Annotated in this window: 18 protein-coding genes; 6 read left to right on the top strand and 12 right to left on the bottom strand. The window is 69.9% G+C overall.

Annotated features, from left to right (window positions below; all coding sequences use genetic code 11):
• Positions 1–3: 3 nt before the first annotated feature.
• Positions 4–807 (bottom strand): permease prefix domain 1-containing protein, encoded by an 804-nt coding sequence (locus tag ABN028_RS03165; protein WP_349326396.1) that lies wholly within the window; start codon positions 805–807, stop codon positions 4–6.
• Positions 804–1,127, bottom strand: coding sequence for a PadR family transcriptional regulator (locus ABN028_RS03160; RefSeq protein WP_349326395.1), 324 nt, complete (start codon positions 1,125–1,127; stop codon positions 804–806). Before ABN028_RS03160 ends, ABN028_RS03165 begins: the two co-directional genes overlap by 4 nt.
• 168 nt (positions 1,128–1,295) lie before the next feature.
• Here ABN028_RS03160 and ABN028_RS03155 point away from each other — a divergent pair, with 168 nt between their 5' ends.
• Genes ABN028_RS03155 through ABN028_RS03145 form a run of 3 tightly spaced genes read left to right on the top strand, consistent with a single transcriptional unit; the run spans position 1,296 to position 4,013 of the window.
• Complete coding sequence (locus ABN028_RS03155; RefSeq protein ID WP_349695553.1) at positions 1,296–1,796, top strand: hypothetical protein; 501 nt, start codon at positions 1,296–1,298, stop codon at positions 1,794–1,796.
• Entirely contained in the window at positions 1,786–2,328 is a 543-nt protein-coding gene (locus ABN028_RS03150; RefSeq protein WP_349695552.1) for a hypothetical protein, read from the top strand. Before ABN028_RS03155 ends, ABN028_RS03150 begins: the two co-directional genes overlap by 11 nt.
• Positions 2,325–4,013, top strand: a complete 1,689-nt coding sequence (locus ABN028_RS03145; protein ID WP_349326392.1) for a multicopper oxidase family protein — start codon at positions 2,325–2,327, stop codon at positions 4,011–4,013. Before ABN028_RS03150 ends, ABN028_RS03145 begins: the two co-directional genes overlap by 4 nt.
• Positions 4,014–4,142: 129 nt before the next feature.
• Here the strand turns inward: ABN028_RS03145 and ABN028_RS03140 are convergent, their stop codons facing one another.
• Positions 4,143–5,057: a Gfo/Idh/MocA family protein gene (locus ABN028_RS03140; RefSeq protein ID WP_349695551.1), complete on the bottom strand. Its 915-nt coding sequence runs from the start codon at positions 5,055–5,057 to the stop codon at positions 4,143–4,145.
• Positions 5,058–5,284: 227 nt separating this feature from the next.
• Here ABN028_RS03140 and ABN028_RS03135 point away from each other — a divergent pair, with 227 nt between their 5' ends.
• A complete protein-coding gene (locus tag ABN028_RS03135; protein ID WP_349695550.1) occupies positions 5,285–6,277 on the top strand; it encodes a dihydrodipicolinate synthase family protein in 993 nt (330 codons plus the stop codon).
• A 330-nt stretch (positions 6,278–6,607) separates the two neighbouring features.
• On the opposite strand, the gene ABN028_RS03130 is transcribed toward ABN028_RS03135, so the two are convergent.
• Both ABN028_RS03130 and dapA read right to left on the bottom strand, forming a co-directional pair.
• Positions 6,608–8,299 (bottom strand): ribonuclease J, encoded by a 1,692-nt coding sequence (locus ABN028_RS03130; protein WP_349326389.1) that lies wholly within the window; start codon positions 8,297–8,299, stop codon positions 6,608–6,610.
• A gap of 76 nt (positions 8,300–8,375) precedes the next feature.
• Complete coding sequence (dapA, locus tag ABN028_RS03125) at positions 8,376–9,293, bottom strand: 4-hydroxy-tetrahydrodipicolinate synthase (RefSeq protein ID WP_349695549.1); 918 nt, start codon at positions 9,291–9,293, stop codon at positions 8,376–8,378.
• Positions 9,294–9,620: 327 nt separating this feature from the next.
• Between dapA and thrS the strand changes: the two genes are divergently transcribed.
• The gene (gene thrS / locus ABN028_RS03120; RefSeq protein ID WP_349695548.1) at positions 9,621–11,030 is read left to right on the top strand and encodes a threonine--tRNA ligase; all 1,410 of its coding nucleotides are present in this window, start codon (positions 9,621–9,623) and stop codon (positions 11,028–11,030) included.
• Between the two features lie 22 nt (positions 11,031–11,052).
• Here the strand turns inward: thrS and thyX are convergent, their stop codons facing one another.
• Positions 11,053–11,829 carry an FAD-dependent thymidylate synthase gene (gene thyX / locus ABN028_RS03115; RefSeq protein ID WP_349326386.1) on the bottom strand — a complete coding sequence of 259 codons (777 nt, stop codon included), beginning with the start codon at positions 11,827–11,829 and terminating at the stop codon, positions 11,053–11,055.
• Positions 11,830–12,071: 242 nt separating this feature from the next.
• On the opposite strand from thyX, the gene ABN028_RS03110 reads away from it, so the two are divergent.
• On the top strand, positions 12,072–13,070 hold the full coding sequence (locus ABN028_RS03110) for a DUF4432 family protein (protein WP_349695547.1): 999 nt from the start codon (positions 12,072–12,074) through the stop codon (positions 13,068–13,070).
• A gap of 35 nt (positions 13,071–13,105) precedes the next feature.
• On the opposite strand, the gene ABN028_RS03105 is transcribed toward ABN028_RS03110, so the two are convergent.
• From ABN028_RS03105 to paaA, 6 genes are all read right to left on the bottom strand, one after another.
• On the bottom strand, positions 13,106–14,314 hold the full coding sequence (locus tag ABN028_RS03105) for a cysteine desulfurase-like protein (RefSeq protein ID WP_349695546.1): 1,209 nt from the start codon (positions 14,312–14,314) through the stop codon (positions 13,106–13,108).
• A 195-nt stretch (positions 14,315–14,509) separates the two neighbouring features.
• Positions 14,510–15,718 carry a 2Fe-2S iron-sulfur cluster-binding protein gene (locus ABN028_RS03100; protein ID WP_349695545.1) on the bottom strand — a complete coding sequence of 403 codons (1,209 nt, stop codon included), beginning with the start codon at positions 15,716–15,718 and terminating at the stop codon, positions 14,510–14,512.
• Positions 15,719–15,765: 47 nt separating this feature from the next.
• On the bottom strand, positions 15,766–16,263 hold the full coding sequence (gene paaD, locus ABN028_RS03095; RefSeq protein WP_349326382.1) for a 1,2-phenylacetyl-CoA epoxidase subunit PaaD: 498 nt from the start codon (positions 16,261–16,263) through the stop codon (positions 15,766–15,768).
• A 5-nt stretch (positions 16,264–16,268) separates the two neighbouring features.
• Positions 16,269–17,081, bottom strand: coding sequence for a 1,2-phenylacetyl-CoA epoxidase subunit PaaC (gene paaC / locus ABN028_RS03090; protein ID WP_349695544.1), 813 nt, complete (start codon positions 17,079–17,081; stop codon positions 16,269–16,271).
• Positions 17,078–17,371, bottom strand: a complete 294-nt coding sequence (gene paaB / locus ABN028_RS03085) for a 1,2-phenylacetyl-CoA epoxidase subunit PaaB (protein WP_349326380.1) — start codon at positions 17,369–17,371, stop codon at positions 17,078–17,080. The genes paaC and paaB overlap by 4 nt, the downstream gene beginning before the upstream one ends.
• Positions 17,368–18,399, bottom strand: a complete 1,032-nt coding sequence (gene paaA, locus ABN028_RS03080) for a 1,2-phenylacetyl-CoA epoxidase subunit PaaA (protein ID WP_349326379.1) — start codon at positions 18,397–18,399, stop codon at positions 17,368–17,370. The genes paaB and paaA overlap by 4 nt, the downstream gene beginning before the upstream one ends.
• Positions 18,400–18,448: the final 49 nt, after the last annotated feature.

Below are 18,448 nucleotides of genomic sequence, written 5' to 3'. Positions count from 1 at the left end.
AGATCACTGCGCCACGGCGCGGAACGTACGCCACAACGAGTGCACCTGCCAGCCACCGAGCACACAGGTGGCCGCACCGACGATCGGAACCAACGCGGACGCGCCAGCCACCCGGAGAGCGAAGCTGGGGTCGAGCAGGTTCATCGCCGTCGAGCAACCCATCGTGACCGCGAGGACCGTGGCGCCGACGACCACCTGACCGGCGATCACCGGACGCAGGAAGCGCCGCAGCCGACCCGACCACATCAGCAGACCCAGGGTTGCGAGGCCGCTCACGCCACCGGCCATGCCCGCCAAGTCGGTGACCTGCGAGAGGAAGATGGCGAGCCGCGGGTGATCACTGGTCAACAACGACGGGACCTCCCGGACGCCGATGGTCCAGGCGAGTGTCCACGCGAGCACTGTCGCCGGCATGGACAGCGCGAAGAGCATGGCGGTGCGCCGGCTCTGCGCGGCGATCAGCTCTGCCCGGTAGGCCGGTGCGATCTCGGCGATCCGGCCGCAGTCGCCGACCGCCTGCGCCTCGGCCTGCCGAGGATCCATCCCGGCCCGGACGTACGCGTCCGCCGCGTCGTGGAGTCCGTCGGCCAGCTCACCCAGCAACTCGGTACGCGTCCGGCGCGGGCCCGGCAGCGCCCGGGCGAGAGCGCGAAGGTATCCCGCGATCGAGTCAACCTGTGGTGCGGCGGACGGATCCGCACGCTGGGTGGGCCTGGAGGGAGCGGCCCGCCGCCGCCCGGCCATCCGTGCGACGAACGCCGTACCCACGGGGAGGGTCATCGCGCCACCACGTCGTTCCACACTCACGCCTGCTCCCCCAGGACGCCACCGATCGCGCTCGTGAACCTGGTCCAGTCGGCGCGCTCCCGGGCGAGCGCCTGCCGCCCGGCCCGGGTGAGCTGGTAGGTACGCCGGCGGCGGCCGCCGACCATGCTCCATCGCCCGCTGACGTAGTGCGCCCGCTCGAGTCGGCGCAGCGCCGGGTAGACGCTCCCGGTGGGAAGGTCGAGGACGCCGCCGCTCCTCGCCTGGAGTGCCTCGATGATGGCGTAGCCGTGCAGCGGGCCGTCCTCCAGCGAGGCAAGCAGGAGCGCGTCGAGGTGTCCCCGGACGATGTCGACCTTCACGAGTAGACAGGCTACCTGTGGCGGCCCCACCCCCGACAAGCGCGCGACCGCGATCTTCGGGTTCTCTCCAGGGTCCCAGGACCTCAGTCCAGGGTCATCCCTGATTCATATGTAGGCAGCCGACATATACAGTCGGGCTGGTTGAGCGACTCTTTCAGGAGGAGATCCGTGCCACCCACCGTTGACCTCGCGGCCGGGACCGCCGGCGCCGCGCCCCCAGCCCGGCAGGTCCCCGGCAGGCGGCCCGGCGCCTCCTTGTGGACCCTGCGGGGCGTCGCCCTCGTCCATGCCGCGGCGGTGGTCGGTCAGCCGCTCCTGGCCGGAAGGTACCTCGGTGGCGATGTCGACTCCCTCGCCGTCCACGGTTTCAACGGCAGCCTGTTGCCACTGCTCACGATGCTCCAGGGCGTGGCCGCGCTGGCGTACGTCTGGCCCGGGGGCGGACGGGGGTGGCCGTTCCTCGTGACCTTCCTGTTGTTCTTCGCCGAGGGGATCCAGATCGGCTTGGGCCACACCCGTGAACTCGCGATCCACCTTCCCCTCGGCGTGGGGATCGTGCTCGTCCAGGTCCTGCTGACGGTGTGGTTGTTCCGGGGCGGCGCTCGTCGCCCCCGTCGCCCGCGTCGCCGGACGCGGGTTCGGCAGGCGGGAGACAGCCATGGCCGCTGAGCACCCGGTCACGCCGGGCCCGCGGACGTCCACCACCGAGCGCCTCTCCGGCGACCTCACGACCGACACGGTGCCGCCGGCGCGACACCCACGGGCAAGCCTGTGGGTCCTGCGCGCCATCGCAGTCCTGCACTGCGGCGTGATCGCGGCCCAGCCTGTCTTCGCCGGCATCTTCCTCACCGGCGATGTGGACGCGATCGCCGTCCACGAGATGAACTCGCACATCGTCAGCCTGCTGGGCTGGTCCCAGATCATCGCCGCCCTCGTCTACGCCGCTCGCGGTCGTGGGCGGTGGTCGCCGATGTGGTTCAGCCTGACCCTCGCCATCGCCGAAGAGGCGCAGAAGGTCCTCGGCTATCTCCGCCTCGCCGATCTCCACATCCCCATAGGCGTCTCACTCATCACCATCCAGGTCCTCTTCACGGTCTGGTTGTTCCGCCCCGACCTGCGTCAAGCCCGGGTTGACAAGACTCGTGGGGGTGGGCGGGCGGCCAACCGAGAGCACCGAACCTCGAGGGAGCCGTACGCATGACCCTGTACAGCCACCGCCCACTCGGCAGGCCCGGTCGGTCGAGCCGTTCGTACGGAGGACCAGGAGCCCTGTCCAGGCGCGGGTTCCTCGGCCTGGTCGGCGCCGGCGGTGCCGCCGCGGCCCTCGCCGGCTGCGGGATCGGCGGGCTGATCGGGCAGACGGCGGAGTTCCTGCCCAGCAGGGCGCCCCTGCCCAAGCCGTTCGGCGTACCGCTGCCGATCCCCCCCATCAAGCGTCCGGTACGGACCGACGCCACCACCGACTACTACGAGGTCGTCCAACGGGTCGCGAACGCCGAGATCCTGCCTGGCATGCGTACCCCCATCCTCGGCTACGACGGCATCTTTCCCGGACCGACCCTCGTCACCACCAGCGGCCGGAGGACGGTCGTACGCCACCGCAACGAGCTACCCGTGCCCGTCTCCGTGCACCTGCACGGCGGGCACACGCCCGCGGAGAGCGACGGTGGTCCGCTCGACCTCATCCTCCCGACCCGCGGCTGGACCCGGCCTGCCCACGCGGGGCACAGCGGCGCGGCCCCGATGCGCGGAGACGAGTCCGACGGGCAACGTGACTACGTCTATCCGATGCGGCAGCGCGCCGCCACGCTGTGGTACCACGACCACCGGATGGACTTCACCGGACCGCAGGTCTACCGCGGCCTCGTCGGCATGCACCTGGTGCACGACGACGAGGAACGGGCGCTGCCGCTGCCCGACGGCGACCGGGACATCCCGCTGGTGATCTGCGACCGGTCGTTCGAAGCCGACGGGTCGTTCCGCTATCCCGCACTCGACCGGACGCTGCGCACCACGCCTGGCGTCACCGCCGACTACATGGAAGGCGTCGTCGGCGACGTCATCCTGGTCAACGGCGCGCCGTGGCCGGTCTGTGAGGTCGAGGGTGCGAGGTACCGGTTCCGGATCCTCAATGCGTCCAACGCCCGCCGCTACGGACTCACGCTCGACCCCGCACCCCGCGAACGGCCGGCGTTCGTCCAGGTCGGCAGCGACGGCGGGCTGCTGGAGACGCCGATCGAACACGCCCGGATCGACATCGCCCCCGCCGAGCGCTTCGACGTGGTCATCGACTTCTCGGCGTACGCACCAGGCACGGAGGTCACGCTGGTCAACCGGCTCGGCAACGACTCCACCGCACAGGTGATGCGGTTCCGGGTCACCCGCCGGGTGAAGGACGACTCCCACGTTCCCGCGAAGCTCTCCACGATCGAACGCCTGGATCCGGCCAAGGCCGTGCGCACCCGCGTATGGCGCTTCCGGCGCGGCGACATCGGTGACCGTCCCGGCAGCGCCGGCGTGGCCGCTCGACAGGAGCGTGACGGCGATGGCGGGGGCGAGCACAACGGCTGGACGATCAACGACAAGGCCTACGACCCGCGACGCGCGGACGCCGACCCGGCCCTTGGCGAGATCGAGATCTGGCGGTTCATGACCGACGTCCACCATCCCGTGCATGTCCACCTCGACCCGTTCCAGGTGGTGAGCCGAGGCGGCCACGGAGTCGGTCCGTACGACCACGGCTGGAAAGACACGGTGGACGTCCGGCCGGCGGAGCATGTGGACGTCGCGGTGCGCTTCACCGACTACCGCGGTCCGTACCTCCTCCACTGCCACAACCTCGAGCACGAGGACATGGCGATGATGGCGACGTTCAGGACCACCTGAGCGGTAGGCCGCGCGGCCTGCGGGCGCCGCGCCGTACTCGCCAACTACCAACGATGCATGCCGAATTCGCCGCGCATCGTTGGTAATGATCACGCATACGTGATCATTTTCGCTGGCGCGGCGACGGCGTCAGATCCCGCCGAGGACGCTGGACACGCTCACCCGGGTCCCGCCATCCTCGGCGGAGAGGACGCCCGCTCTCAGCACGGCCAGCAGTTCGAGGGTCTCCTCGGGCGCGATCGGGGGCTTGCCGGTCCGGGCCATCTCCACGGCCGCGCGGACCTGCCCGGCGTAGAAGCCGTCGAAGTCCTTGATGTGCACGGCGTGCCGGCCCTCGCTGCCGTAGGCGGTGAGGTGGAAGGCGTACTTCGCGTCGCGCAGCGTCTGCACGACCGCGCTGGGACCGCCGTCGGCGTAGGACAGCACGGCGATGTCGCGCTCGGGCCAGGTGAACCGCTGCACCCACTCCACGCCCGATCCGGCCAGGGCGAAGAGCTGTTCGACCGCATGGACGCCGTAGTAGTACCACTCCCCCGGGCCCACGCTCACGACCGACGACAGGGTGCCCAGCGCGGCGAGCTGGTCGCGCTCGGCTTCGAGCTCGACCGCGAACCGCAGGGCCGACGAACTGGTGACCGGCGTGCCCTTGTCGGCGGCGAGAGTGAAGAGACCGCTCGCCTCCACCAGGTCGACCGCCATCGGCTTGTCGACGAACGTCGGCACACCCGCCGCCACGAACGCCCGGGCCAGCGGCACGTGGTTCGCGCCCTGTCCGGTGTCGTCGACCACCAGCACCAGGTCGGTCTCGGACAGCATCTCGGTGGGCTCGCTGGCGACGTGCGGGATGTCGTAGGTGCGCGCGAGCGTGGTGGCATCGGGTTGGCCAGGGCGCAGCTCGCCACCCCACACCCACGTGATGCGTGCCCCGTCGGCGACGGCGCACTCGTTGAGCAACCGGGCGAACGCTCCGGCATGGGAGGTGTTGACGCCGACCAGGCCGACGCGCAGGGTGCGCTCGCCGGCATCCGTTCCTTCGCTGCTCATCTTTCGTCCCTCTGCTCGCCGTGGCCCGGATGGTAGGTGAACCTCGGGCAGGTCGTGCCGCACGAGGGGCCGAACTCCCCTTAGTTTAGGGCGTTTCTCCCCCTATCACGGTGTCGAACGTAGACATGCCGTCGTACCGCGTCAATGACGCGCCCACCATGCTGGCCGGCAACGGGTGCGGGTCGTGACGCCCCATACCCGGCCCGACCCTGGCAGACTCGGCGAGCGTGACCGGCGTCGCTTCCCACCACGACGACACCTGCGCAGACCTGCGCGACCTGCTCCGCGGTCGGCTGGTCGCGGCGGCGCTCACGCCGTTCCACCGCGACCGAACAGTCGCGCGGGAGGCGGTCGCGGGCTACGCGGAGGCGCTTCGCGGCGGCGGCTGCGCGGCCATCGCCGTGGGCGCACACACCGGGCGCGGCGCGCACCTGGATGCCGGTGAGCTGCGCTGGCTGGTACGGGAGTTCGGGTCCGCGTCGAGCCTGCCGATCGTGGCCGGAGTCGGCCCAGGGCCGGACCGGAGTGTCAGCGATCTGCTGCCCCTCGCCGCGGGACTCCGCGACGCGGGCGCGGCAGCCCTCCTCGTCGCTCCCGTCCGGGGCGCGTCGCGAGCCGAGATCGTACGCCTGCACGAGCGGCTCGGCTCCGAGGTCGGCCTGCCGCTGCTGGCGTTCGTCCTGTACGACCGGGCCAGCGGGTGCCAGTACGACGCCGACACGGTGGCCGAACTCCTCACCCTGCCCTGGGTCTGCGGCGTCAAGCTCGCCCTGCTCGACGACGCGATGGGTTGCCAGGACATCCTTGACGCGGCCCGGACGGCGGCCCCCGACGCCCTGCTGCTGACCGGCGAAGACCGGATGTACGGGCCCTCGCTGATGTGGGGCGCCGAGGCGAGCCTGCTGGGACTCGCCGCTGCCCTGCCGGACTGGTCGGTGGCCGTCCTCGAGGCGTGGACACGGAACGACCTCCCGGCCTTCGTCGCATCGTCGGCGCGGGCGGATGCGCTTGCCCGGTTGACGTTCCTGGCACCGATGGAGGCGTACGTCCAGCGGATGGCCTGGGTCGCCGCCTGGCAGGGCATCCTCCCCGACGCGGTCGCCTTCGACCCGTTCGGCCCGTACGCCCAGAGCCCGCCGCCCGGCGAGCGCGACCGGCTGATCTCCGCCCTCCCCACCCTGTCCCGTGATCATGATCGTGATCATGAAAGCTCCGCGTAGATATCGCCCCGTTTCACTTCACAGACCGGTTCGCCTTCATGATCACCAGGCGGCGACCATCCCCGCCACAGACCGGTTCACCTTCATGACCACCAAGCCGCGACCATCCCCGCGGGCATGGCTCACGTGGCGCTCCCGGCTCTGGAAGGCCCAGCGACGCCGATACCCGCCGTGATCATGACGGTGATCATGAAGCGAAACCGGACCATGAAGCCGAACCGCGTCTATCGCCCTCTTTGCGTTCATGATCACGATCATGATCACGGGCATGCGGGCGGGTGGCGGGCCGGCGCGCCCGGGTCATGGGCTCAGATGTAGCTGGGGCGTGACTCAGACCTCGACGACCACCGGGATGATCATCGGGCGGCGGCGGTGGGAGTCACTCACCCACTTGCCGACCGTGCGCCGGATGATCTGCTGCAGTTGGTAGGTGTCGTCGATGCCTTCCCGGCCGGCCCGGTCGAGCGCCTCCTCGATCAGCGGGCGGACGGGATCGAAGACCCCATCGTCCTCGGCGAACCCGCGCGCCTTGATCTCAGGGCCTCCGGTCACCTTGCCGGTCACCGAGTCGACGACCACTATGACGGAGATGAAGCCTTCCTCGCCGAGGATGCGGCGATCCTTCAGCGACGTCTCGGTGATGTCGCCCACCGTGGAACCATCGACGTAGACGTAGCCGCAGTCGACCTTCCCGGCGATCCTGGCCACGCCATCGATCAGGTCGACGACCACGCCGTCCTCGGCCACCACGACCCGCTCCCGCCGTACGCCTGTCGCGATGGCGAGGTCCGCGTTGGCCCGCATGTGCCGGATCTCGCCGTGCACCGGCATGACGTTGCGCGGGCGGACGATGTTGTACGCATAGAGCAGCTCTCCGGCTGACGCGTGGCCCGACACGTGGACCAGGGCGTTGCCCTTGTGCACGACGTCGGCACCCCAACGGGTGAGGCCGTTGATGACCCGGAAGACCGCGTTCTCGTTGCCCGGGATGAGTGAGGACGCGAGCACCACCGTGTCGCCGGGCTCGACCCGGATCTGCGGATGGTCGCGTCCGGCGATTCGCGACAGGGCCGACAGGGGCTCACCCTGGGATCCGGTCGAGATGAGAACGACCTCGTTCGGCGCGAAGTTGTCGAGTGCCTTGAGGTCGACCAGAGTGTTGGGCGGTACCCGGAGAAAGCCGAGGTCTCCGGCGACCCCCATGTTGCGGACCATCGACCGGCCGACGTAGGCAACCTTGCGGCCGTGCTCGACGGCGGCGTCCATCACCTGCTGCACCCGGTGGATGTGCGAGGCGAAGCAGGCCACGATCACCCGCCGCTCCGCCCGCGCGAAGATCCGGTCGATCACCGGGGTGATGTCGCGTTCTGAGACGGTGAAGCCCGGCATCTCCGCATTGGTCGAGTCGACCAGGAAGAGGTCGACACCCTCCTCGCCGAGCCGGGCGAACGCCCGCAGGTCGGTGAGCCGGCGGTCCAGCGGGAGCTGGTCCATCTTGAAGTCACCGGTGTGCAGGACGACACCGGCGGCAGTGCGGATGGCGACCGCGAGAGCGTCGGGGATCGAGTGGTTGACTGCGATGAACTCCAGGTCGAACGGACCGAACTGCATCCGCTGGCGTTCCCGGACCACATGCCGGGGAACGTCCTTCAGCCGGTGCTCGCGCAGCTTGGCCTCCACAAGCGCGAGCGTGAGCTGCGACCCGACGAGCGGGAGGTCACGCCGCTCGCGGAGAAGGTACGGCACCGCGCCGATGTGGTCCTCGTGCCCGTGGGTGAGCACGACGGCCTCGATGTCGTCCAGGCGGTCCCGGATCGGCTCGAAGTCGGGAAGGATCAGGTCGACGCCCGGATGGTGGTCCTCGGGGAACAGGACACCGCAGTCGACGATGAGCAACCTGCCCTCGTGTTCGAACACGGTCATGTTGCGACCGATCTCGCCGAGGCCGCCGAGGGGGATGACGCGGAGGGCGCCGGGCGGGAGCGCGGCGGCTGGTCCGAGCTCGGGGTGAGGGTGGCTCATGCGCGTTCTCGCTTCGCTGCGAACCCGCAGGAGCCACCACGCGGGCTGTACTGACTGAGTCGCTCGCTTGGGTCGCTCATGGGGCGAGACCGGCCTCCTGCAAGTCTGTCCGTAGTTGCCGTATCTGATCTTCGGTGGCCGGGATGAGCGGGAGGCGGACGGCGCGGCTCGGCACCAACCCCCGCAGCTCCAACGCGGCCTTCGCCATGATCGCACCCTGGGTGCGGGTCATGATCGCCTGGTACGCAGGAATGAGCCGCCGGTCGATCTCCCGCGCGGCCGCGAGGTCACCTGCGTCGACGGCTCGGATCATCGCGGCGTACTCAGCCGCCGCCACGTGACCGACCACGCTGACGACGCCGACTCCACCCATGGCCAGCAGGGCGAGGTTCCACTCGTCGGCGCCGCTGTAGATCGCGAGGTCGGTGCGGGCCAGCACCTCGGTCGTTGCGGCCATGTCGCCCTTGGCCTCCTTGAGGGCGACGATGCGGCCGTGCTCGGCAAGTCGGACCAGCGTGTCGGTCGCGATCGGGGTGCCGGTGCGCCCGGGGATGTCGTACAGCATCACCGGCAGCCCAGTGGAGTCGGCCACCGCACGGAAGTGGGCGAGGAGGCCAGCCTGCGGAGGCTTGTTGTAGTAGGGGGTCACGACCAGAAGGCCGTGCACACCTGCCTTCTCCGCCTGCTGCGACAGTTCGATCGCATGCTTCGTGTCGTTGGTGCCCGTGCCGGCCATGACGGTGGCCCGGTCACCGACCGCCTCGAGGACGGCGTGCAGCAGGGCCTCCTTCTCGGCGTCGGTGGTGGTCGGCGACTCACCAGTCGTCCCGCTGATCACCACGCCGTCTGCGCCTGCGTCGACGAGGTGGCTGGCCACCCGCTGAGCGGCGTCGAGATCGAGGTCACCCGCCGGTGTGAAAGGCGTGACCATGGCGATGAGGTTGCGCCCGAACGGGGCGCGTGCCCGGTCGTCGGGCGTTGAACTTGGACCCATGGGACCTCACGGTACCGGTCTGAGCTCCGATCGTGACGTCGCATCGCGATGCCTCGGCCGAACGTTCCTGGCCTGGCCCGGGCTTGGTGGGTGATGGCTGGACGGGAAATGGCCGGGAGGTCGGCGAGGAGGACCGGTTAGAGTGGGAGACGTGATTCTTGCGCAGGCCAGGTTCTGGCACACGACGACGCCGCACGTCGCTTCCGGCGACGCGAGCGGCCTGTCGTCGATGACCTGACCCGGCCGTACGCGCGATGGCCCCGGGAGCGATCCCGGGGCATTTCTGCGCCTGGGCTCGCTCCTCCCTCTTTCGAAGGAGCACACCCGATGTCCGTTTTGGCCCAGCCCGCAGACGAGTCCCCACCCTCAGGCCAGTCCCAGGCGATCGACCAGTCCCCAGCGATCGACCAGTCCCCAGCGATCGACCGGTCCCAGGCAGTCGACCGGTCCAGTCCGGCGGAGAGTCCACATGACCATCGCCGTCTCGGACGCGACCTCGACATCTTCACCTCCGACGAGCTCGCCGGAGCGGGCTTCCCGCTCTGGCTCCCGAACGGTGCGGCGATCGTGGCCGAACTGGAGCGGTACATCGTCGAGGTCGAGCGCCGGTCGGGCTACCAGCACGTGCGTACCCCTGCGGTGGGCAAGCGGGAGCTCTACGAGCGGTCGGGGCACTGGCAGCACTTCGGACCGGACATGTTCCCCCCGATGCCGCTGGGCCGTGGGGACAACGACGCCGACGCCGACGCCAAGGCCGGCCGGGACGAACTCGTGCTGCGTCCCGTGCTCTGCCCCCACCACGCACTTGTCTTCCGGTCGCGGCTGCGCAGCCATCGCGAACTGCCGCTGCGGATCGGCGAGGTCGGCCCGCAGTTCCGGATGGAGCGTTCAGGCGTCGTGAGCGGACTGACCCGTGTGCGCGGCATGATCCTCAACGACGCCCACGTCTTCTGCCCGTTGGACCGGGCTGCAGAAGAGGTCGCCGCGGTCCTGCAGATGATCGACCAGGCGTACGACGTCCTCGGGATCCAGGCCGCCCACCACAGTCTCTCGCTACGCGGACCGGCCGAGGCCGGCAAGTCGTACGCGGGCAGCGAGGAGATGTGGCGGAAGGCCGAGGTGGTGCTTCGCCAGGCACTCGACCTCCGTGGAGTGGAGTACCGCGAGCAGCCCGGCGAGGCAGCGTTCTACGGGCCGAAGATCGACGTCCAGGTGTACGACGCACAGGGCCGGGAGTTCACCCTGTCGACCGTCCAGGTGGATCTGTACCAGCCTGAACGGTTCGACCTGGAGTACGTCGCGCCAGACGGCAGCCGGCAGCGACCGGTGATCGTGCACCGGAGCGTTCTCGCCTCGATGGAACGCATGGTCGCCTACCTGCTGGAGGCCTACGGCGGAGCCCTCCCGGCGTGGCTGTCGCCGCTCCAGGTGAGGATCCTTCCCGTCGGACCCGACGAGCGCGACGCAGCCCGGAGGGTCGCGCAGCTCGGCCTCGAAGCCGGCCTTCGGATGGACGTCGACGACCGGGACGAGAGCCTCGGCGCACGTGTCCGCAACGCGCAGCTGCGCAAGGTGCCGTACGTGGCAGTGGTGGGTGCGCGCGAGGCGGCGGGCGAGTCGGTCGCCGTCCGCCTGCGCGACGGGCGGCAGGCAGGGGTGGTGGCGGTCGAACGCTTCGTCAGCGGCGTAAGGCATGCCGTCGAGTCACGTACCAGCGACCTAACCCTGCCGAAGTGATCACGCGCGACGGCTCAGGGACTCAGGGCGCGACGCGGCCGTTGCGTTCGAAGGCGGCGTGGCTGATCGGCATGAGTTCCGCCCAGGCGGCTTCCATCTTCTCCGCGACCATCTCGATCTCCCGCTGCGGGAACGACGGGAAGGTGGAGTCATCCCGCCTCACCCGGAGGGAGAGGAAGTTCATCAACGACCGCGCGTTGACCGTGACGTAGGCCGTGGAGTAGATCGTGAGCGGCAGAACGATCCGAGCGACCTCGCGGGCGATTCCGGCGTCGAGCATCCGGTGGTAGCTCGCGTAGGCCTCGGTGCACTGCCGCCGCGTCTCTTCCTCGACGAGCTTGTGCTGGTCAGGCGTACCGTCGACGAAGTAGTAGCGCCCGGGCTTGCCCTCCTGCACGAGCTTGCGGTCAGGCCCGGGCACATAGAACACGGGCCGCAGCTCCCGGTAGCGCCCGGACTCCTCGTTGTAGGACGCCATCCGGTGTCGCATCATCTCGCGGAAGACGAAGATCGGTGCGTGGACGTGGAAGGTCATCGAGTTGTGCTCGAACGGTGACCCGTGTCGGCTCCGCAGTAGGTAGTTGATCAGGCCCTTGGACCGCTCGGCATCGGCTTCGACGTCCTCGATCGACTGCTCGCCCTTGGTCGACACCCGAGCGGCGAAGAGCACATCGGCGTCCCGCGCGGCCGAGCGCACCAGCTCCACCGTGACGTCCGTGCGGAACTCGACCGGCCCGGCCGCCTCGCCCAGCGCATGCTCATCAGGCTGACCGCCCACGGCCGGCTGCTGCCCACCCATCACATTCCTCCCGCTTGTTGCATGTCGCGATCCTCGCGTGGCACGTCCATTCGCCAGCGTAGACCCGGCCCCCGACAGGACCGGTGCGGTGCCGGCATGCGCCTGCCTGACCGGATGAGCTGGCCGGATGAGCTGGCCGGATGAGGCCGGTCGCGCACGCGGGGATCGATGGCACGATCAGTGCGACCGTCCGGCCCCCACACCCCCGACGGGTCCGACGGCCGGCCGACCAGGAGGAACTCATGCCCGAGAGCCAGCAGGTACGCGATGTTCGCGGGTGGGAGGTCGTACGCCTGGGGAGTGCCGAGCTCGCCGTCGACGTCGTACCCGGCAAGGGCGGCGACATCACGTCGGTCCGCTGGCTGGCAGGCGACGTCGAGCTGATGTGGCAGTCACCGTGGGGGCTGCGGCACCGCGGAGCGCTCTTCGTACCCGGTGAGACCGAGGCGACTCTGATGGACGCCTACCCGGGCGGCTGGCAGACCGTCTTTCCCAACGCGGGCGACGCGGTCGAGGAGCACGGTGTCCTCTGGGGCATGCACGGTGAGGCGTGGCTGGCGGCGTACGACTGGGAGCCCACCGGACCCGCCGAGGTGACCCTGCGGACGCGCCTGGTCCGCAGTCCGTTCGAGATCGAGCGTCGCATCGGCGTCGTCGGCGCCGACCTCACTGTCACCGAGACGGTACGCAACGCCGGCGGCGTCCCGGTCGAGGCGGCGTGGGGGCATCACGTGGCGTTCGGACAGCCGTTCCTCGACGGGAGTTGTCGCCTCGACACGCCGGGCGCGACCGTGGTGGTCGACGACGAACGCGACGAGCCGGCGTCCGACCTCGTGATCGGATCGCGGTTCGCCTGGCCCGAGGGACCCGACCGCGCGGGCGGCGTCGTCGACCTGCGCCATGTGCCGGGCCCCGATCCGGAGCGGCCTGTCGAACGCCTCTACTACCTGGTCGACCTGGCTTGCGGCGAGGTATCGCTCACCAACCAGCGGCTCGGCGTGCGGGCCGCCCTGACGTGGGACACGTCGGTGATGCCGCAGACCTGGATGTGGTACGAGATGCACGCAGGTGCGGGTTTCCCGTGGTACCAGTCGGTGTACGTCCTCGGCATCGAGCCACACTCGAGCTACCCCGGGCAGGGCCTGCACGCGATCCGGCGCAAGACCGGCACTCAGCTGCACTTCGAGCCGGGCGGGTCGCGCACCGCGACCACCACCCTCAGCGTCAACCGGGAGCACTGAGGGTCTTCGTCCGGCACGGCACGCGGATCCGGGTGTTACGGCGCGAGCCCGGCGACGACGTCCAGCAGGCGGTCGACGTCGGAGCGGTCGTTGTAGTGGACGAGTCCCGCCCGGACCGCTCCCCCACCGTCGCGCAGGCCGAGTGCTCCGGTGAGCTCCCAGGCGTAGCTGTGTCCGCTCCACACGTTGATCCGGTGCGCCGCGAGGTGTGTGGCCACGTCGCGCGGGTGATGGCCTTCGACCCGGAAGTAGACGGTCGCGGTCCGTCGGGCCGGCCTGCCGTACGTCGTCACGTGGGGCATCGCGTCGAGTCCGTCCAGCAGCGTCGTGAAGAGTTCCTGTTCGCAGGACTCCACGGCGGCCATCGAGGCGAGCACCCGGGCGCGACGGGTACCGCCGGCCACGGCCGAGCCCAGGTCGGCGAGGTGCTCGACGGCGGCGGTCACACCGGCCAGATCGGCGAGGGGCGCCGTGCCGGTCTCCATGCGTACCGGGATCTCGTCCGGCGCGGGCAGAAGCTTGGCCGGCCGCAGCGTCTCCAGGACCGCAGGATCGGCGACGACCGCCCCCACGTGCGGACCTGACCACTTGTACGCACTGGTGGCGTAGAAGTCGGCCCCCAGCGCGGCGACATCGACCGGTCCGTGCGGAGTCGCGTGGACGCCGTCGACGTAGGTCAGTGCGCCGGCAGCATGGGCTTTCGCCGCGATCGCCGCGACGTCCGGCCTGGTGCCGAGGATGTTGCTCGCCGCGGTCACGGCGACGAGTCGCGTGCGCGCGGTGAGCAGGTCGTCGTACTGCTGGACCGGGAGTTCGCCGGTCGAGAGGTCCACTTCGGCCCAGCGCACGACGGCGCCCGCGCGCTGCGCGGCCTGGACCCAGGGGCGGAGGTTCGCGTCGTGGTCCAGCCTCGACACGACGATCTCGTCGCCAGCGGCCCAGTCGGCCGCGAGAGTCGTCGCGAAGCGGTAGGTGAGCGTCGTCATGTTCGGCCCGAGCACGACACCCGCCGGATCGCCGCCCACGAGATCCGCGACCGCGTTCCGGCACTCCGCGACGATCGCGTCCGACCGCCCGCTGGCCGGGAACGTCCCGCCCTGGTTGCCGAGCCCGGCACGGTAGGCCGCCACGATGGCGTCGATGACGGACTGGGGCACCTGGGTGCCGGCCGCTCCGTCGAGATAGGCGTACCCGTCGGCGAGCGCGGGATAGCCGGCGCGGACCTTGCGCACGTCGTACCTCACGACACCCCACCGTAGCCGCACCGCACTCCGGCGGCGGTCGCTCCCGTGATCATGATCATGATCATGAAGAGAAAGCGGCCTATGCGTACGAAAAGCCCTCATGATCACGATCATGATCACGGAACGGCACGCGCATTGCCCGGATCGGTGGGACAGCGTCGGGGGTCAGCGGGGCTTCGTGGGGTCAGTGGGAAGTCAAGCGTCGTAGTCGACGACGAGTCGGTAGCTGGTGGGATGCGACTGGCAGGTGAGGACGTAGCCTCGCTCCACCTCGTCCGGTTCGAGGGCGTAGCACAGGTCCATCGTGACCGTTCCCTCGCGGACCTTCGCCCGGCAGGTGCCGCACACCCCGCCCCGGCACGCGAACGGCGCGTCACTGCGTACGCCGAGAACGCCTTCCAGCACCGGCGGTCCGGCCCGGTCGAGCAGAAACGTCGAGCGCCGACCGTCCATGATCGCCGTCACCTCGCAGGCGGCCGCTGAACCGGATGCCCCAGCCGCAACCGCCGACCCCGCCTCGACCGGCAACACCGCCTCGGCCGGCAACACCTTCCCAGCCGGCGACACCGTCTCGGCCGGCGCAGTCGAGTTCTTCGCAGTCGAGTTCGTCGCCGGCCCGACGTGGAAGAGTTCCGAATGCACCCGCTCGCGAGCGACGCCGTGCGCGCGAAGGACCCGCCGCAGTTCGTCCACCATGGCGTACGGCCCGCAGAGGTACCACCCTTGCACCGACTCCGCGTCGACGAGGGTGTCCAGGAACGTTCGCACCTTCGCCCCGTCGATCCGTCCGCCGAACAGCGACACCTCGGGCTGTTCGCGGGAGAGGACGTGAACGAGGTGGAACCGGTCGGCATACCGGTCCTTCAGATCGGCGAGGTCCTCGACGAACATGATCGACGCGCTGGTCCGGTTGCCGTACAGCAGCGTGATCTGGCTCTTGGGCTCGAAGGCCAGCACGCTCGCGCACATGGACAGGACCGGCGTGATGCCACTCCCGGCCGCGACGAAGCACAGGTGCCGGCCAACCAGCGGGTCGGGCGTGACGCAGAACCGGCCCGTGGGCGTCATCACGTCGACGAGGTCGCCGGCCCGCATCCGCTCCAGTGCGTACGCCGAGAACCCGCCATGCGCGACCCGTTTGACTCCGATCCGCAACCACCGCGGCCCGTCCGGACCGGCCGGATCGCCTTCGGTGCAGATCGAGTAGTTGCGCCGGAGGTCGTCGCCGGCTTCGGGCGTCCGTACCGTCACGTGCTGACCGGGTAGGAAGCGGTAGGCGTCCGCGAGTTCGGCGGGCACCTCGAAGGTCACCACCACCGCGTCATCGGTCTCGCGCCGCACGTCCGCGACCCGCAGCGCATGGAAGACGGCGTGCCGGTGGCCGGTCAGCTCTGGCCCGCTCATGGTTCTGGCCCGCTCATGGTTCTGGCCCGCTCGTAGTTCTGGCCCGCTCACAGCGCCTTCACGTGTTCGAAGGGCTCGCGACAGGACCGGCACGACCGCAAGGCCATGCACGGCGTCGGCCCGAACCGCGACACCTCGCCAGTGTCCGGCGATCCGCAGCGCGGGCAGCGCACCGAAAGCTCCACCAGGACTGGGCTCCCGTCCGGCGTGTCTCTTCGCGGATGGGGAGGCGCGATGCCGTGGTCGGCGAGCTTGCGCCGACCTGCCGGCGTGATCAGGTCGGTGGTCCACGCCGGGCTGAGGACGGTACGCACGTGCACCTCGCGCGCTCCAGCCGCACGCAAGGCCGCCTTGACATCGGCCTGGATCGCTTCCAGGGCTGGGCATCCGGAGTAGGTGGGCGTGATGTCCACCTCAACGGCGCCAGCCTCGACACGTACGCCGCGCAGGATGCCGAGCTCGGCGATCGTCAGCACCGGCAGCTCGGGGTCGACCACCGACGCCGCGACGTCGTAGGCCTCTTCCGGCGTACGGATCCCACCCATGTCGCTCACCAGAGCGCTTCCGGATGCGTACGGACGAGATACTGCATCTCCGCCAGCAGGTAGCCCATCGCCTCGGCGTGGACGCCCCGCCGCCCGCCGCTCACCGGAGTGCCGCGCACGTCCGGCATCCGTAGAGTCGCCTCGGTCACGACCCCGGTGACATAGGCGTCAAAGCTCGGACGCATGGCCGCCCGGTCGACCGCCTGCCCGTCGGCCACGAGGCCGCGCTCGACAGCGTCGGACTCGAACAGCTCGTCCACGCAGGGCCACACCGTGTCGAGGCCGGCTTGCATACGCGTGTGGCTCTCCTGCGTACCGTCGCCAAGGCGGAGCACCCACTGGGTGGCATGGTCGCGGTGGTAGGCGACCTCCTTGACGGCCTTGGCGGCGATCGCGGCGAGTGTGTCATCGGTGGAGGTCGCGGCCAGTCGCTGGTAGAGCTCGTACTGGTAGGCCGAGAAGACCAGCAACCGCGCCATCGTCACCGCGAAGTCACCACGTGGTTGCTCGACGAGGACGACGTTGGTGAAGGCGCGCTCATCCCGCAGGTAGGCGAGCGCGTCCTCGTCACGCCCCTCCCCTTCGCGCGCCCCGGCGTAGGTCAGCAGCATCCGCGCCTGGCCGAGCAGGTCGAGGCCGATGTTGGCGAGTGCGACGTCCTCCTCGAGCTGCGGCGCTCTGGTGATCCACTCGCCGAGGCGTTGCGCGAGGATCAGTGCGTCATCGCCAAGCCGGCAGGCGTACACGGCGACGTCCGGCGACGTGACGGCTCCACTCGCCTCCGCCGTCGACGTGGACATCCCCGTGCGTGCGTTCACAGGTGCGGAGCCTCCTCGGGCACCTCGTAGAACGTCGGGTGCCGGTAGACCTTGTCCGCCGCCGGATCGAAGAACGCGTCCTTCTCCTCGGGGCTCGACGCCGTGATCGCCGTGGCCGGCACGACCCAGATCGACACGCCCTCGCTCCGGCGGGTGTAGATGTCGCGGGCATTGCGCAATGCCATCGTGGCGTCAGGTGCGTGCAGGCTGCCTGCGTGCACGTGGGACAGTCCCCGCCTGGCACGTACGAAGACTTCCCACAGCGGCCAGTCGTTGCGTACGTCGCTCATGCCACGGACCCTTCCCGCGGCCCCGCTCGCCGGGGCACCGGCTGGTCCGGCTGCTCCGGCCGCTCACGACGGGCGGCCCGCTTGGCGGAATAGGCGAGAGCCGCTTCGCGCACCCAGGCGCCCTCCTCGTGCGCGCGGATCCGGTGCTCCATGCGTTGGGTGTTGCAGGGACCGTCGCCCTTGATCACGCGGAACAGTTCGTCGTAGTCGGGCTCGGTGAAGTCGTAGTGAGCCCGCTCGGGGTTCCACGCCAGGGCGTCGTCGGGGATCCGCAGCCCGAGTACGTCCGCCTGCGGCACGGTCATGTCGACGAAGCGTTGCCGGAGTTCGTCGTTGGAGAACCGCTTGATCCCCCAGACCGCCGACTGGGTGCCGTGCGTCGACTCGGCGTCCGGCGGCCCGAACATCGCGAGGCTCGGATACCACCACCGGTCGAGCGCGTCCTGCGCCATCGCCTGTTGCCGCTGGGTTCCTCGCGACAGTGCGAGCAGGATCTCGAACCCCTGCCGCTGGTGGAAGGACTCCTCCTTGCAGATGCGGACCATCGCCCGTGCGTACGGGCCGTAGGAGCATCGGCACAACGGCACCTGGTTGGTGATGGCCGCGCCGTCGACGAGCCAGCCGATCGCGCCGATGTCCGCCCAGGTGAGGGTCGGGTAGTTGAAGATCGAGGAATACTTCTGCGTCCCCGCATGCAGCTTGTCGAGCAGCTCGTCACGGCCGACGCCGAGGGTCTCAGCCGCGCCGTAGAGGTAGAGCCCGTGGCCGGCCTCGTCCTGGACCTTCGCCATCAGGATCGCCTTACGGCGCAGGCTGGGCGCCCTGCTGATCCAGTTGCCCTCCGGCTGCATGCCGATGATCTCCGAGTGCGCATGCTGCGCGATCTGCCGGATCAGCGTCCTGCGGTAGCCGTCCGGCATCTCGTCGCGCGGCTCGATCCGCTCGTCGGCGGCGAGCAGTTCCTCGAACCCGCTCGTGGAGCCGGCTGGTTCGGCGGACTGATCCGCCCGTGCTGCGCGCGCACTCACGTAGTCAGGGTAGCAGCGCTTGTGACAGTCATGTGCAAAATGTGCAGCT

Origin of the sequence: Actinopolymorpha sp. B17G11, assembly GCF_040196095.1 — a bacterium.
Classification (GTDB): domain Bacteria; phylum Actinomycetota; class Actinomycetes; order Propionibacteriales; family Actinopolymorphaceae; genus Thermasporomyces.
The sequence above is the reverse complement of the archived record's forward strand: the minus strand, read 5'-3'. Positions and strand labels throughout refer to the sequence as shown.